This is a genomic window from Plantibacter sp. RU18, assembly GCF_050613355.1.
Lineage (GTDB): Bacteria > Actinomycetota > Actinomycetes > Actinomycetales > Microbacteriaceae > Plantibacter.
In genome coordinates, this window is sequence record NZ_CP159618.1 from 3,519,042 (window position 1) to 3,533,669 (window position 14,628).

Sequence of the window (14,628 nt, forward strand, 5' to 3'; positions counted from 1 at the left end):
GCCGGCTAGGCGGTAGCCGGACGCGGCTTCGTCGCGCGGGTGCGCTTCGGCTTCACCGGGGCCTCGGCCTCCGGTTCCGAGCTGACGCCACCGTCGGCTGCGCCGGCGTCGATCGGCGCGGTGAACGCGGCCGAGCCGACGGCGGAACCGGAGCCGACCGGGCGCTTCTTGCTGGACAACCAGACCGGGCGCGGCGGGAGCTTCTTGACGTCCTTGAAGATCTCGGCCAGCTGCAGGTGGTCGAGGGTCTCCTTCTCCATGAGCTCGGCTGCGAGGCGGTCGAGCACGGCGCGGTTGGCCGTGATGACCTGCCACGCTTCGTCGTGCGCCGCTTCGATGAGCTGTCGGACCTGGGCATCGACACGCTCCGCGATGCGCTCGGAGTAGTCGCGCTGGTGGCCCATGTCGCGACCGAGGAACATCTCACCCGAGGACTGGCCGAGTTTGACGGCGCCGACGTCCTCCGTCATGCCGTACTCCGTGACCATCTTGCGGGCGATACCGGTCGCCTTCTCGATGTCGTTCGACGCACCGGTGGTGGGGTCGTGGAACACGAGCTCCTCCGCGACGCGACCACCCATGGCGTATGCGAGCTGGTCGAGCAGTTCGTTGCGCGTGACCGAGTACTTGTCCTCGAGCGGAAGCACCATCGTGTAACCGAGAGCACGTCCGCGCGGAAGGATCGTCACCTTCGTGACGGGGTCGGTGTTGTTCATCGCCGCAGCCGCGAGTGCGTGACCGCCTTCGTGGTACGCGGTGATGAGCTTCTCCTGCTCCCGCATGACGCGGGTGCGTCGCTGCGGACCGGCGATGACGCGGTCGATCGCCTCGTCCAGGGCGCGGTTGTCGATGAGCTGCGCGTTCGAACGCGCGGTCAGCAGCGCGGCCTCGTTGAGGACGTTCGCGAGGTCTGCGCCCGTGAACCCGGGCGACTTGCGGGCGACGACCTCGAGGTCGACACTCGCGGCCAGCGGCTTGCCCTTCCCGTGCACTTCGAGGATCTTCTTGCGGCCGGCGAGGTCGGGTGCGTCGACACCGATCTGGCGGTCGAAGCGTCCGGGACGCAGCAGTGCCGGGTCGAGGATGTCGGGGCGGTTCGTCGCGGCGATCAGGATGACGTTCGTCTTGACGTCGAAGCCGTCCATCTCGACCAGGAGCTGGTTGAGGGTCTGCTCGCGCTCGTCGTGACCGCCACCCATGCCGGCGCCGCGGTGGCGGCCGACGGCATCGATCTCGTCGACGAAGATGATCGCCGGTGAGTTCTCCTTGGCCTGCTGGAACAGGTCGCGGACACGGCTCGCACCGACACCCACGAACATCTCGACGAAGTCGGAACCGGAGATGGAGTAGAAGGGCACACCGGCTTCACCCGCGACGGCGCGGGCGAGCAGCGTCTTGCCCGTCCCGGGAGGGCCGTACAGCAGCACGCCCTTCGGGATGCGGGCTCCGACGGCCTGGAACTTCGCGGGCTCCTTGAGGAAGTCCTTGATCTCCTCGAGTTCCTCGATCGCCTCATCCGCACCGGCGACGTCGTCGAAGGTGACCTTCGGCGACTCCTTCGAGACGAGTTTCGCCTTCGACTTACCGAACTGCATGACCTTGTTGCCGCCGCCCTGCATGCCCGAGAGCATCAGCCAGAAGAAGACACCGATGAGCAGCAGCGGGAGGAGCAGTCCGAGCATGGAGAGCAGCCAGTTCGGCTGCGGGACCTTGTCGTTGTATCCGCCGGACGGAGCCGCGGAGTCGACCGCTTCGATCACGTCTGCAGCACGAGCACCCACGTAGTAGAACTGCACCTGCTGCCCGAACTCGTCGTCGGCCTTGGTGAGCGTGAGGTCGACGCGCTGGTCGCCGTCCGTGATGACCGCTTCCTTCACCTGTCCCTTGCTCAGGAAGGCCAGGCCCTCCTGCGTGGAGACCTCGCGGAAGCCGTTCATGCTCATCAGGCTGATGCCGATCCAGAAGACCAGGGCGGCGATGATGAGGTACGGGATGGGACCCTTGAAGAGACGCTTGAAGTTCATAGTGAGAGGCCGGGACTGGCCCGTTCCCTTTCTGCAGGAGGGGTCGACGGGGCGATGCCGCGTCGGGGATCAGGCTACCCCCTCGCTGCTGGATGCCTCCCCCATGTTTGCCGTGGGCTTAACGAGTGTTCCAGGCGAGGCGTCCAGCGGTCGGGTGCGCTGCGGTGGGACGCGAATCAGGCGTAGACGTGCGGCGCGAGGACGCCGACGTCGCGCAGGTTGCGGTACTTCTCGTCGAAGTCGAGGCCATAGCCGACGACGAAGTCGTTGGGGATGTCGAAACCCACGTATTTGCACTCGACGTGCACCTTCGCGGCCTCGGGCTTCCGGAGCAGTGCGCAGACCTCGATCGACGCCGCGCCGCGCGAGGCGAAGTTCTCGAGCAACCAGGACAGGGTGAGGCCGGAATCGATGATGTCCTCGACGATCAGCACATGACGACCGGTGAGGTCGGCGTCGAGGTCTTTCCGGATCTGCACGACGCCGCTCGACTTCGTACCGGCACCATAGGAGCTGACCGCCATCCAGTCCATCGACAGCGGGATGCGCAGCTCACGGGCCAGATCGGCCATGACCATGACCGCGCCTTTCAGCACACCGACGAGGAGGACGTCCTTGCCTGCGTAGTCGACCTCGATCTGCCGGGCGAGTTCGGCGAGCTTGTCGCGGATCTCCTGCTCGGTGACGAGGATGGTCGTGAGGTCGTCCGCGATGTCGCTCTGCTCCATGTACCGAGTGTAACCGTCGGCGAAGGGGGTCCTGGGCGCCGGCCCTGGCAGGCGTCCGACGGTCAGTCTCGGGCGGTGAAGACGATCCGGCCGTCCCGACGGGTGGCGGAGCACGACGGCAACGAGACGGCGCCCTGTCCTGACCAGTCGGTCACGAGCCGCGCCACCTCGATCGTCTGCACCCTCGTGAGCGAGACGCCGAACTCGCTCTGAACGATGTACCGGATGATGCGTTGTCGGAGTGCTGCCGGGTTGGCCGCGAGCGCGGCCGCACTGACGGAGATCCCCGCCTCCGCGTGCTCGACGACCTCCTCGATGGTCTCCTCGATCATCTCCTCGAACGCCTCGGCATCCTCGCGAGCCGCATCGGCGGTCCGAGCGAGCGCCTCTGCGATACCCGGCCCGAGTTCGTCCTCCAGGACGGGCAGCACCCGCTCGCGCACACGCACGCGGGCGAAGGCGGGATCGGTGTTCTGCGGATCGGTCCATGGCTGCAGGCCCGCGGCCGCGCAGGCTTCCCGGGTGGTCGAACGACGGACGCCGAGCAGCGGGCGCACGAGCATGCCGGTGATGGGCGCCATCCCCTGCAGACTTCCTGCTCCGGATCCGCGAGCAAGGCCGAGGAGCACGGTCTCGGCCTGATCGTCGAGGGTGTGACCGAGCAGGATCGCGCGCGCGTCCACCCCCGCCCGCGCCAGGTCGAGGGCGATGTACCGGGCGTCGCGGGCTGCGGCCTCCGGCCCGCCGTCAGTGCCGACTTCGGCCGCGACGACGACCGGGGAGAGCCCAAGGTCCCTTGCCTGTTGCGCCGCACGCGCAGCGACCGCAGCCGAGTCGGGTTGTAGACCGTGGTCGACGATGACGGCGCAGGCGGCGAGGCCGAGCTTCGGCGCTTCGAAGGCGACGGCCGCGGCGAGCGCCAGCGAATCCGGCCCGCCGCTCAGGGCTACGACGACGTCGGCCCTGCCGTCGGGCCGATCGCTCGGCCCCGGTGCCCCGACCACGAGTGGGGCGAGCGCCGCTCGGACCGCCTTCCGGATCGCGGCGACGGCAGGGCTGAGCGGGGGGCGGACGTCGTTCACATCAGCAACGCTATTGCACCGGTGCGCATCCGGTGCAGCGCCGTCGCCGGACCTGACTGGTACGGAGACCGCCTGCACCGGGCTCCCGGGGGCCATCGGTTATGGTGAGTCGTCGGCGACCTCGCCGACTCCCACACGCATCCAACCTCCGAGGAGCAGGCTTATGGCCGAGTACGACGCCGTCATCGAGATCCCGCGGGGCAGCCGCAACAAGTACGAGATCGACCACGAGACCGGCCGGGTCTTCCTCGACCGCGTGCTGTTCACGAGCTTCGTCTACCCCGCCGACTACGGGTTCTTCGAGAACACGCTCGGCGAGGACGGCGACCCGGTGGACGTGCTGGCGCTGCTCGACTTCCCCACCTTCCCGGGAGTCGGCATCAAGGTCCGTCCGGTCGGCGTGCTCCACATGACCGACGACGGCGGCGGCGACGACAAGGTCATCGCGGTGCAGTACAAGGACCCGCGCTGGGCGCACATCCAGGACCTGACCGACATCCCGCAGGCCACACGCGACGAGATCGAGCACTTCTTCGTGCACTACAAGGACACCGAGCCGGACAAGTGGGCGCGTATCGACGGCTGGGGCGACGCAGCAGCAGCCGAGAAGATCATCATCGCGGGCTTCGAGAAGCTCAAGGCCGAGGGCCACTGACCTCTCGCGCACCGCACGACGAAGCGGCCGACACCCTCGGGTGTCGGCCGCTTCGTCGTGCGGTGTCGGGATCCTCGGATCAGCCGAGGGGCGCGCCGCGATCTGCCATGAACGGCTGGGCGTCGATCGCACTGCCGTTGATGCGGACCTCGAAGTGCAGGTGGCACCCGGTGGAGGCGCCCGTCGTTCCCGTGTAGGCGATGACCTGGCCGGCGGAGACGTTGTATCCGACGCCGACCTGGATGCCGCCGTTCACGATGTGCGCGTAGCCCGTCGAGACGCCCGAGCCGTGCTCGATGAGGATGAAGTTGCCGTAGGTGCCGTACCAGCCGGCATAGCTGACCGTCCCGGAGGTCGCAGCGTAGATCGGGATGCCGCAGCCGCCGGCGATGTCCGTGCCTCGGTGGAAGCTTCCTGAGTTGCCTCCACCGGTCGAGATCGGATCGCGGTAGCCGTACGTGCCGGAGATGCCACCGGAAGCGGGGATCGCCCAGCCCTGGCTGCTCAGCTGACCACCATCGGCGCTCTCACCGCGCGCGGCGGCAGCGGCGGCCTCGGCCGCCTTCCTGGCGGCTTCACCCGCTTCATACTCCGCGACGGTCTTCGCCGTCGAGTCCTGCAGCGCTTTCAGCTGAGCGCCGAGCGTGACGATGAGCTCCTGGTTGGTCTGCAGTTTGTCCGCGGCAGCGGTCGCCGCGGCCTGCGCGGCCTCCATCGCGACCTGCGCCGCCTGACGGAGGGACTCGCGCTCGTCGCGTGCGACGCCGGCCTGCTCGCCGAGGGCTGCAGCGGTGTTGCGCGCCGCGACGGCCTGTTCGTAGACGGTGTTGCTATGGTCGGCGACCTGGCTCATGTTGCCGAGCTTCGACAGCAGGTCGGACGCGCCCTTGCTCTCACCGTCGAGGAACAGGCTGAGACTGAGGTCGGCGCCGCCCGAGCGGTAGAGCTGCGAGGCGACACGACCAGCCTGCTTCGTCGCGGTGTCCGCCTCGGTGGTCTTCGCGTCGGCCTGGGACTGGATCGCTGTGGCGCGGGCGTCCGCCTCGAAGAAGGCTTCCTCTGCTACCTGGAACTCCGTGCCGCGTTTCTCCGCCTCGGCCTGGGCGGCCTCCAGCTCCGTCTTGAGCTGAGCGATGAAGTTCTGGATGTTCGTGACCTCGGCGGCCTTCGCCGCCTCGTTGCTCTTGGCGGCCTGCACGTCGTCCCAGGAGGGGTAGTCGGCGGCGACCGCTGGCCCCGCGATGCCGAAGGAGCCGATGATCGCGAGTGACATCACGATGGCGGCGGCGAGACGTCCGCGCCATCGGGCAGAGGGCACCGCCCCAGCGGTCGTCGCGCGGCTTCGGCGCGGGGCGCCGGGAAGTCTCTTGCTCATGAAGTACGGCCCATCTCGGTTCACTGCAGTCGCATCGGTCACATCGGGAACAGCCACCAGACTACCCCCGAACGGGGGCCATGGCGACAGGTGGAGAACCGCCAACGACGGGGCCGACCACGCTGCTCCACGCCCGAGGCTAACCCCGGCGACAGGCGCCGCCACGGTCATTCGAGGCCTGTCGTGAGATCCATCATCGTCTCTTCGGAGCGGCGCGCCCATCTCGATTTTGGTTTCTGGCGAATCATCCGTATGCTTGTCGCTCGGTAGTCATGAAGTCTTACAGCTTCACGGCCCTATCGTTTAGAGGCCTAGGACACCGCCCTTTCACGGCGGCAGCACGGGTTCGAATCCCGTTGGGGTCACCAATGACTACCGGTAAAACAGTCGCTCGGATTCAGGTATAGTAAATCTGCGCGACGGCGAAGTAGAGCAACAGCGTCACAGGAACACAGCATCATCGCAACACGAAAACTCAACAGTTTGGCCCTGTAGCGCAGTTGGTTAGCGTGCCGCCCTGTCACGGCGGAGGTCGCGGGTTCAAGTCCCGTCAGGGTCGCAAAAGGTCGGAAGCCCTCTCGCAAGGGAGGGCTTCTTCTTTTGAGACATCGTCGCCATCGTGCATCAGATGTACACGGCTCTGTAGCTCAGTTGGTAGAGCGCACGACTGAAAATCGTGAGGTCACGGGATCGACGCCCGTCGGAGCCACTTGCCCCACTCCCTAGCTTCTACATGGGAGTGGGGCATTTGTCATTATCCCCCGGTGAACCCGGAAAACACCAGGTGTACCCGCCGGTGGGTCCGAACCCGCGAAATGACACTATGCAGCTCCGACTGCAACTGCGCCGAGTTGCGTCCCAGACGCGAAGTCGCCCCTCACGATCCGTAGACCGTGAGGGGCTGTGTCGTTGATCGAGCTAGCAGGGTTACCCCTACACCTGCGGATGGGGGGTGTTAATTGGGTTCGGTGTTTAAATACGCTCCACCCATGACTTTCTGGAAATACGCTCTCGGTTCGATCCTGCTGATTGGTTCGACGGTCGGGGTGACGTTGGGTGTTGTTGAGGCGAACCGTGAACCTGCCGCTGTGGTGGAGACGGTGACGCCGGACATGCTCGAGGCTGAGTTCGATCGGGGCATGAAAGCTGGTGTGGAGTACCAGGAGTGGTTCTGCACGAACGAGGTAGTGCCGTTCGTGCCTGCGGTGTCGTAGGTTGCGCCTAGCTTTGCCCGCATGACCCGTCCTCGCCCGATCCGGTACGACGTCGACACGTGGTTCGTGATGCGCAACGATCCGGAGATCCCGAAGGCGATCATCGAACGCCGCCGTGATGCCGCGGGTGGGGACGTGTTCCTCGTCAGCCGGTGGTCCCTCGACGCGGCCGAGCGGGTGCTGATGAGCGTGCAACCGTCGCTCGAGAAGGCCGACCTGCTTGTCAGGTGTGTCTTGCCCTTGGTTTGATGGAGACTCTGATCGTCCTGAAAGGATGAGGAGTATGCCAGCTTTGAGGAAGTACCCGGCGGAATTGAGAGAGCGTGCAGTGCGCCTTGTGTTCGAGGCGCGTGATGCGGATGGGGGCCGCCGTGGTGTGTGTACCAGGATCGGCCGGCAGCTTGGTGTCCCGTCGGACACGTTGCGTGGCTGGGTCCAGCGCGCCGAGGTCGATGGGGGTCTGCGTTCGGGGACGTCCACTGATACTGCGGTTCGCCTGGTCGAGGTGGAGCGTGAGGTGAGGGAGTTGCGGCGGGCGAACGCGATTTTGCGGAGCGCGTCGGCTTTCTTCGCGGCGGAGCTCGACCGCCCACACAGCAGATGATCGCCTACATCGATGAACACAAGGAAGAGTTCGGGGTCGAGCCGATCTGCAGGGAACTGCCGATTGCCCCGCAGACGTACTATGCCGCGCGGTCTCGGCCGCCCTCGCAGCGGTCCGTCAGTGACGAGGACACCGTGGTGAAGGTCCGTGCCGTGCACCAAGCGAACTATGGCGTCTATGGCGTCCGGAAGGTCCATGCGCAGCTGCGTCGCGATGGCCACCGGGTGGCCAGGTGCACGATCGAGCGGCTCATGCGTCGGGAGGGTCTCCGCGGGATCTCGCGGGCCAAGGGGCCACGCACGACGATCCCTGGGCCATTCACGGATCGTCCGGGGGACCTCGTTGACCGACGGTTCACCGCACCGGCACCGGACTGCCTCTGGGTTGCGGACATCACCTACATTCGGACGTTCTCCGGCTGGGTGTATGCCGCGTTCGTATTGGACGTGTTCTCCCGCCGGATCGTGGGCTGGCAGCTCTCCACAACCATGCACACCGAGCTTGCCCTCGATGCTCTCGAGATGGGCATCTGGACGCGGCAGCGTGCCGGCCGGGACCTGTCACAACTTGTCCACCACTCGGATCGCGGAGTCCAATATCGTGCCGTGCGCTACACCGACCGCCTCGCTGAGGCAGAAGCAGTCGCCTCGGTTGGGTCCAAGGGCGACAGCTACGACAACGCGATGGCCGAGGCGCTGAACTCTCTATTCAAGGCCGAACTGATCCGCAACCTCGGCCCGTGGAAGGGGATCGACGAGCTCGAGATCGCGGTCGCGGAATACATCGACTGGTACAACCACCGCCGACTCCACGGCGAGATCGGACACATCCCACCCGTCGAAGCCGAGAACAACTTCTACACGCAACTACCCACCATCACCGTGATGGAACGGGTCTAACCGAGCCTCTACCAAACCCGGGGCTTGACAGTCCGTTCTAGCTCGGCGCTAACACCCCACGTCCATTCTGCGGGTTGACATCCACGGTTTGGTAACGGAGTTCTCACGCTCGGACAGAAGATTTCGTTCACTCATAACCGCTCATTTCATCAACCTCACCAAACACCGTGCGGGCGTCTGTGTCCAGGACGAAGCACCGGAGCGGTTCGACCCCAAGCCAGCCGATGGCGGACCTCGTGATGCTCAGCATGGGTCTGATGGCCGACGTTCAATGGACAACCGCAGGTGTCGGCGTTTCTCCCTCACGGATGTGCGGGCTTGGACGACCTTACGCAGCACCCCATCCGCCAGGTTCCGCGCTGACAGGTTCGCTTCCCTTCGATGACGACGCCCCTCCGATCAGTGCGGATCGATCGAGCTAGATCGTCGCCACAGAGCGAGGTGTGACGCTGCGCTCGGTGAAGGCTGGCCCAGTCGAAGCCCTCGAAGATGACAACACGTCAAGCTCATGTCCCTGCCCTGGGCGAGCCCAGCGTGCCGCTGCATATCGGTCAACGCCCGTACGCGAGATCTGCTGCGAACACGCGCGTGGAGTCCTGACTGCAGGGTCGACAATCTGCTGCAGTATGTGCGGGGCTCCTCCGGACAGCAGCCAGGCCGTGGGTGTCGCGGGGGAGGCTCCACCGAGGCGGGCATGGTGTTGCGGGGTGGTCATGTGCCTGAGAAGTGTTGCAGGGCGAATCTGTCCCGAACAATCCTGGTCTGGATATCGGCGAGCCCCTCTGCGGTGAACCCTCCCGACTCGATGAGAAGAATCGCGGTGCGGTCGCTTTCATGGCGGTGATGCCGCAGGGCTGGCCGATATTTGTCTCGACGTCGACGTTAGAGGGCGGGACGGAGAACAAACGCGAGAATCGTACCGCCGAGAGTGAGGATGGCGTTGTTCAGCGTGTGCATGAGGAGCACGTGCCACAGGTTCCGGGTCCACAGGTAGATGAGGTTGAAACAGAGTCCGGCCGCCATGTACGGAACGGTCCCGAGGAAGCTCCCAAAGTTGTGGAAGTGGATCGCCCCGAAGACGATGGCGTTCACTACCACCACGAGACAGGCCCGCGCGGGGTGGGACCAGACGGGAAGCTTCAGCAGCAAGGTGTGGCGAAAGACGGTGTCCTCGATGAACGCTGTCGCAATGGGGCCGAGGGTGAGGAACACGATCAACACCATCTGGGACGTGTTCGCGGTGAACGGGTCGATACCCGTCGATTCTGGAACGGCTTCTGCTGAGCTCCCGGGGATGAGCCGGCCGACGATGGAGATAACCGCTTGAGTACAGATCATGCCCACGATCACCAGGATCACCCCGCGAACTGGGGCCCTCCGAAACGCCGCCCAATGCCGTGACAGCAACGACCTGTAGGCGACTACGAGAACCAGCAGCAGTATGACGCGGACGCACGTGTCGGTGATCGCGGCCCGTCATCGGGTCAGCTCTGAGCAGAGTTACTCCCCACCCCGCGAGGAATATCACGGGGATGGTGGCGAACGCGAACGCATCTCGCTTGTTCCATTGCAGCGATGTGGGCAAGCTCTCCGCGCGCACCGAGGCCGTGAACGATGCCTTCGGTGGGTGTCCAGATGGCGCTCGCCTACTCATGCTGACAACGTACTCGCCGCCACCGTCTGGGCGGGCACCTCGATGATCACGTCTCCGAAGGTGCACTCCCGGATGCAGGCTTGTCACCGCGGTGGGACAGGGAGCGTCAACCCCCTGCCGCAGCCGCCACTTCCGGCCGGGCCGTTGTGAGGTCGAGGAACACATCCTACTCACCGTCCTGCGGAATCAGCCCGGCCGAAAGTGGCGGTCAGAGTGGGTGAACCTGTCACACCGCCGTGGCCGCCGAATGCGGGACCGGTCATTCACAAGCCGCCTGGGCAGCTAGGCGAGGTTCGGTTTTTGACGGTGGGGCAAATCTTTTCAGAGTGCGCCGCCTGTGGTCTCGTACCGTTGCAAGAGAGGGTGGCGGCCGCGACAGCGATCTCCTGGTTTCGTTCTGCTTCGACGTTCGTGATCCCTGTGCGAGCGTCGATCTCACCGATGCTCTTGGTGGCGCAGACGGTGTGCAGTCAGCCGTCTGCGGTCGCGGTGTTACTCCGGGCGCTCCGAGGGCGCCGTAGCGGACGGCGACCTCTCGTGTGTACGTGGTGCTGATCTCCCCAGAGGTGCTGCGGGAGATCCGTGTTGGTTCCGCGGGCGGCGAACCATCATTGAAGGGGCCCGTCTGCCTCGTCGCTTGGCGATGCACGGCTGTCACTTCGGAAACGGACTCGTCCATGTTCCCGGGCGATGGCCACCCTTGCGCACGTTCCAGGTCCGCGCCGGCGTTGCACCGCTGCCGAATCCGAGGCTCTTGTGTGCTGTTGCGAGAACAGAACAGGGTCCGCATGAGCGTCGACGACCCTGGCCACCCGCCCGAGTCCGGCATTCACCTGCGCGAGGAGAATCTGGTCGGTTCGTTTGAAGCGTTCGTAGCCGTGGTGGCATCGGTAGTGCCGAGTAGTCGAAATGCCAGGGGGCTGCAGCTTTGGTTGCATACAGGTGCCGCGCTAACGGTGCGAACGCAGCCGGCGCAGGCACCGAGAAAGCGCCGCGCGCAGGCGGCGACTGAACGTGAATCGCGCGTGAGTAAGGGCTTGAGCTGCGTTCATCTCCGTCGCCCACCGGGCGGTGAGCTTCACCGGGTCATGGTGGAGTGCGACAGATATGGCCGCACCCCGCAACTTCTCAATGCGGTCATCTTGATCACGTCTGTGATCGATGATCTGAGCGGCGAGGCCCGCGATGTCACCGCTATCGAGGAGATACCCGTTGCTGCCGTCGCGGATGAGGTCTGCTGGGCCGTAGAGGATGTCGTAGCTGATGGGGACGCACCCTGCGCCCATCGACTCCAGGAGCACGAGCGGGAGGCCCTCGCTCTGGGAGGTGAGTAGCGAGAAGTCAGCGGTGCGAAATGCCTCTGCTGCGTCTGGTTGCGCACCGCGTAGACACACTCGATCTGCGACGTCCAACTCGCTGATGAGCGCCTTGAGCCGTGGTCGTTCTGGGCCCTCTCCGTAGATGTCCAAGGTGACATCGTCGGTGCGCGAGGCGATGGCGATGGCGCGGATTGCGTGATCGACACGCTTGCGGGGTGTGAGTGATGCCAGCATTACCCCCTGCCCTCGCTGTCGTGGTTGATCGGATGAGGGGACCGGTTGAACGGCGTTCGGAATGACGGCGAGGTGCGACTGTTGTGCGGAGGGCAGCTCGCTGGCTTGTGCGCGTTGGCGTTCGGAGAGGAACACGATCCGATCGAATGCGTCGAGTTGTTGGAAGGTTTGCCTCCGGTCGGGGGTGAGCGCGCCCGTGGCGTCGAGGTGTGCGCCGTGGACGAGATGCAGAGTGGTGGCCCACGGCCGTCGGTACGCGGCGATGAAGCGAGCACTGGTCTTGGAGTCCACGACGTAGAAGGATGGCGCCTGCCGGCTCAACCGGTCCAACCAGTACCGATACAGTTCACCGCCGGTTCGGAACCAGAGATGCGGGGCTCCGTGGATGTCGTAGAGCAGGATCCCCTTGCGGTTTTCCGTGGCGGACTCCGGCGTGCGCCGCCGATCCGATGCCAGGAGGGTGCCGTTGCTGCGATAGCGGTCAGTCGCAACGATCCGGCCATCTTCTGCGAGGAGTTCTCGGATCATGAGCCGACCAGCATGATCGGTGTCGCGGATGCGGGGGCCTGTCTGCAACGGCACGTGTTGTTCTACTGTGTCGAGGCTGGACAGAACGGAATTCTCCCGGAACCAGTGCCACATATTCACCAGGCGGGCACCAGGGGCGAGCACGCCGGCCTGGATGAGACTCTCCTGTAATTGTGGGTAGTGCAGGTAGTCGTCGAAGGTGAGGATATCGACTGGTGTCCCCCAGCGTCTGACGAACATGCTCGAGCGGGCGAGGAGCGCAGCAGTCATACCTCCGTGAGTCTCTCGGACGGCCCAGGTCACCGCGTACTGCCGCCCTTTCGGTATCGGAGGATTCACGCTGCCCGCATCACCCGAAGCGTGATGCGCTCCGCTGCGCATCACATCCACCGGTGGACGCCGGCTGGTAATGGCGCGTCGCTGCGGTTCATATCGGTGCTCGCTCGTACAACGATTGGCTGGTCCGCCGACTGGGCTGCTCGCTCGTCGATGGCTAAGCCGATGGTTTGCGCTGCGATCCCGAGCACGGTCTGGACCTAGTCTTGGGGCGCCTTGTCTGCGGTCAGGGTGATGGTGGATCCGGGAGCCAGCAATTCACCTTCGCTGACTGACTGTTCTGTGACCATCAGGTCGGCATCTGCGATGGCTTCCTCGAAGACAGGATCGTTCACTTCGACGTCGAAGCCGAGGGCTTCGAGCTGGTCCTCGGCGAGGTCGACTTGCATCCCGACGACGTCAGGAACTGCGATCTGGGAACTCTCGGACACCAACGCGTCCTCGTCAGAGGTCAATGCTCCAGAACAACCAGCGAGAGCGAACATAGCGATGACGCCGGTGGCGATGAGGGTGATCTTGTGTGACATAGATCCGACGATAGAAGGCGCCGAGGCGGCCCCGACTTCCAATTAGGAGAACATCCCACAACGCATGACAAACCGCGGTGCGCAGTCTCGGCTTAGGAGGGGTCGGTGAACCCGCGGGCACTATGTGACATTCGCCCTCACCGTTCGACGGCTTCGCGAACCATGTATGCGGAAGCCGCGCGTCACTGCGCCAAGGAATATTCGAGACCACGCCGAGGCCGGAACATTGCGAGAGCAGTCGTCACGGCTGCGACGACTGCTCTCGGAGGTGTTGATGCAGGTGGCGGCTCCGGGTTCCCGTAGACCGCACCGAGGATGAGTACTGCACAGGCACGTGCCCCACCCCGATGAACCAGTTCGGGGTAGAACACGCGAACGTTGACGGAAATCCAGTTCCGTGATGCATCACGTTGTTCAATTTCACTGACCGCCAGCCTGTTCGCCAGTCCTGCGAGCAACGGTGTGTGGACGAATGCGTGAGCGCAGACGCCTCTGCTGCCCGCTCCCGGTTTGAGGTCTGCACACGATCGCCCTGGGACGCCCCTGGTGCTTGACGCTCCCCGGGTGAGGAGGGCCCGGAGCACACGCACTGGTCTGTTGTGCCAGTTGTGTAACGTCGACCGCATGAGTAGACCGCACGTTGATCCAGAGGTGCTTGCAGCGCTCGAGGGTGCATGGCTGAGCCGGTGGCCGTCGGCTCGCCCGATAGGTAGCGAATTGCGGACGGCGATTCCAGAGGCATGGGTGAGATTCCATAGTCTGCCGGACTCGAAGCGGTACCCCGAAACGGACGCTGAGCGGGCGGAAGTGCTCTCGCGTCATATGACCATATTGACGGAGTTGGGCGCAGCCGCTGATGCCGGGGTGGTGCTCGTGACGACGCTCGCGTGGTCGGATTCGCAGGAGCCCGTCGAGCGTGATGCGGCGCTCCAGTCCGCGTTCCCTGCAGCCCAATATTGGCAATCCGTGCTCTTTGACGCGAGCGAGGCTGACCAGCCGGTGTGGGCTCATCTGTACCTCGGATCCACCTATGTGGGCGCACCCGAACTGCGGGCGTTATTGCTCCTCGTGTCGGACGATCGGGCTCACGACTGTGTCATCTTCCCACCAAGCGTCGAGTGGCTGTACCACCCCTACGACGGCGGCGGGGATCTCATCGCTCCTGATCAGGTCACCCGCGAGAGCCTTCGACGGCGGCACCACACATGGCTGTCCGGCCACCCGGCAGGACTCTAGCGCGAGGAAGGCCGCGAACAGCCCCGGCGACAACAGTTGCCATGGCTCCCCGTATCTGCGTGCTGCGCTGGACCACGCCCGTGCGGCGCATCCCGGCGCGCCCTCCCCGACGTTTCCCGCGTGGTACGGGTCCCCGGCCGAAGCCGGTACACCCTCAAGACAGAACCATGACCCGCCCAGATGCAGGCTAGGGAGCGCGTCTGCCGCCCGTCT

At 65.0% G+C, this 14,628-nt stretch carries 12 protein-coding genes, 3 tRNA genes and 1 other annotated feature; of the genes, 8 read left to right on the forward strand and 7 right to left on the reverse strand.

What is annotated here, in order from left to right; all coding sequences use genetic code 11:
* Nucleotides 1-5: 5 nt before the first annotated feature.
* The 3 genes from ftsH to tilS all read right to left on the reverse strand — a co-directional run bounded on the left by ftsH (nucleotide 6) and on the right by tilS (nucleotide 3,834).
* Entirely contained in the window at nucleotides 6-2,024 is a 2,019-nt protein-coding gene (gene ftsH, locus ABMA10_RS16895) for an ATP-dependent zinc metalloprotease FtsH (protein WP_347868003.1), read from the reverse strand.
* 176 nt (nucleotides 2,025-2,200) lie between these two features.
* Nucleotides 2,201-2,752: a hypoxanthine phosphoribosyltransferase gene (gene hpt / locus ABMA10_RS16900; protein WP_347868004.1), complete on the reverse strand. Its 552-nt coding sequence runs from the start codon at nucleotides 2,750-2,752 to the stop codon at nucleotides 2,201-2,203.
* Between the two features lie 62 nt (nucleotides 2,753-2,814).
* Complete coding sequence (gene tilS / locus ABMA10_RS16905; protein ID WP_347868005.1) at nucleotides 2,815-3,834, reverse strand: tRNA lysidine(34) synthetase TilS; 1,020 nt, start codon at nucleotides 3,832-3,834, stop codon at nucleotides 2,815-2,817.
* Nucleotides 3,835-3,997: 163 nt separating this feature from the next.
* On the opposite strand from tilS, the gene ABMA10_RS16910 reads away from it, so the two are divergent.
* Nucleotides 3,998-4,489 (forward strand): inorganic diphosphatase, encoded by a 492-nt coding sequence (locus ABMA10_RS16910; RefSeq protein ID WP_431030708.1) that lies wholly within the window; start codon nucleotides 3,998-4,000, stop codon nucleotides 4,487-4,489.
* Between the two features lie 79 nt (nucleotides 4,490-4,568).
* On the opposite strand, the gene ABMA10_RS16915 is transcribed toward ABMA10_RS16910, so the two are convergent.
* Nucleotides 4,569-5,807: a M23 family metallopeptidase gene (locus tag ABMA10_RS16915; protein WP_347868007.1), complete on the reverse strand. Its 1,239-nt coding sequence runs from the start codon at nucleotides 5,805-5,807 to the stop codon at nucleotides 4,569-4,571.
* A gap of 349 nt (nucleotides 5,808-6,156) precedes the next feature.
* On the opposite strand from ABMA10_RS16915, the gene ABMA10_RS16920 reads away from it, so the two are divergent.
* From ABMA10_RS16920 to ABMA10_RS16945, 6 genes are all read left to right on the forward strand, one after another.
* Nucleotides 6,157-6,232, forward strand: a tRNA-Glu gene (locus ABMA10_RS16920).
* 117 nt (nucleotides 6,233-6,349) lie between these two features.
* Nucleotides 6,350-6,423 (forward strand) — tRNA-Asp (locus ABMA10_RS16925).
* A gap of 77 nt (nucleotides 6,424-6,500) precedes the next feature.
* A tRNA-Phe gene (locus tag ABMA10_RS16930) sits at nucleotides 6,501-6,573 on the forward strand.
* 280 nt (nucleotides 6,574-6,853) lie between these two features.
* The gene (locus tag ABMA10_RS16935; RefSeq protein ID WP_347868008.1) at nucleotides 6,854-7,078 is read left to right on the forward strand and encodes a hypothetical protein; all 225 of its coding nucleotides are present in this window, start codon (nucleotides 6,854-6,856) and stop codon (nucleotides 7,076-7,078) included.
* Nucleotides 7,079-7,099: 21 nt separating this feature from the next.
* The gene (locus ABMA10_RS16940) at nucleotides 7,100-7,327 is read left to right on the forward strand and encodes a hypothetical protein (protein ID WP_431030709.1); all 228 of its coding nucleotides are present in this window, start codon (nucleotides 7,100-7,102) and stop codon (nucleotides 7,325-7,327) included.
* A gap of 34 nt (nucleotides 7,328-7,361) precedes the next feature.
* Nucleotides 7,362-8,581 (forward strand): IS3 family transposase gene (locus ABMA10_RS16945; RefSeq protein WP_431030710.1). Its coding sequence is split into 2 segments (ribosomal slippage): nucleotides 7,362-7,641 and nucleotides 7,641-8,581, totalling 1,221 coding nucleotides; the frame shifts between segments, so codons are not numbered across the junction.
* Nucleotides 7,640-7,753, forward strand: a sequence feature (AL1L pseudoknot). It overlaps the preceding gene by 114 nt.
* 882 nt (nucleotides 8,582-9,463) lie before the next feature.
* On the opposite strand, the gene ABMA10_RS16950 is transcribed toward ABMA10_RS16945, so the two are convergent.
* The 3 genes from ABMA10_RS16950 to ABMA10_RS16960 all read right to left on the reverse strand — a co-directional run bounded on the left by ABMA10_RS16950 (nucleotide 9,464) and on the right by ABMA10_RS16960 (nucleotide 13,179).
* Nucleotides 9,464-9,940, reverse strand: coding sequence for a lysostaphin resistance A-like protein (locus ABMA10_RS16950; RefSeq protein ID WP_431030711.1), 477 nt, complete (start codon nucleotides 9,938-9,940; stop codon nucleotides 9,464-9,466).
* 1,245 nt (nucleotides 9,941-11,185) lie between these two features.
* A complete protein-coding gene (locus ABMA10_RS16955) occupies nucleotides 11,186-12,586 on the reverse strand; it encodes a glycosyltransferase (protein ID WP_431030712.1) in 1,401 nt (466 codons plus the stop codon).
* Nucleotides 12,587-12,852: 266 nt separating this feature from the next.
* Nucleotides 12,853-13,179 (reverse strand): PASTA domain-containing protein, encoded by a 327-nt coding sequence (locus tag ABMA10_RS16960; protein WP_431030713.1) that lies wholly within the window; start codon nucleotides 13,177-13,179, stop codon nucleotides 12,853-12,855.
* 624 nt (nucleotides 13,180-13,803) lie between these two features.
* Here ABMA10_RS16960 and ABMA10_RS16965 point away from each other — a divergent pair.
* Nucleotides 13,804-14,415: a DUF3885 domain-containing protein gene (locus ABMA10_RS16965; RefSeq protein ID WP_431030714.1), complete on the forward strand. Its 612-nt coding sequence runs from the start codon at nucleotides 13,804-13,806 to the stop codon at nucleotides 14,413-14,415.
* Nucleotides 14,416-14,628: the final 213 nt, after the last annotated feature.

Bases quoted from the DNA above. Each gene is read 5' to 3' on its own strand.
- ftsH (WP_347868003.1), bottom strand. From the start codon at position 2,024: ATGAACTTCAAGCGTCTCTTCAAGGGTCCCATCCCGTACCTCATCATC.
- hpt (WP_347868004.1), bottom strand. From the start codon at position 2,752: ATGGAGCAGAGCGACATCGCGGACGACCTCACGACCATCCTCGTCACC.
- ABMA10_RS16910 (WP_431030708.1), top strand. From the start codon at position 3,998: ATGGCCGAGTACGACGCCGTCATCGAGATCCCGCGGGGCAGCCGCAAC.
- ABMA10_RS16935 (WP_347868008.1), top strand. From the start codon at position 6,854: ATGACTTTCTGGAAATACGCTCTCGGTTCGATCCTGCTGATTGGTTCG.
- ABMA10_RS16940 (WP_431030709.1), top strand. From the start codon at position 7,100: ATGACCCGTCCTCGCCCGATCCGGTACGACGTCGACACGTGGTTCGTG.
- ABMA10_RS16955 (WP_431030712.1), bottom strand. From the start codon at position 12,586: ATGACTGCTGCGCTCCTCGCCCGCTCGAGCATGTTCGTCAGACGCTGG.
- ABMA10_RS16960 (WP_431030713.1), bottom strand. From the start codon at position 13,179: ATGTCACACAAGATCACCCTCATCGCCACCGGCGTCATCGCTATGTTC.
- ABMA10_RS16965 (WP_431030714.1), top strand. From the start codon at position 13,804: ATGAGTAGACCGCACGTTGATCCAGAGGTGCTTGCAGCGCTCGAGGGT.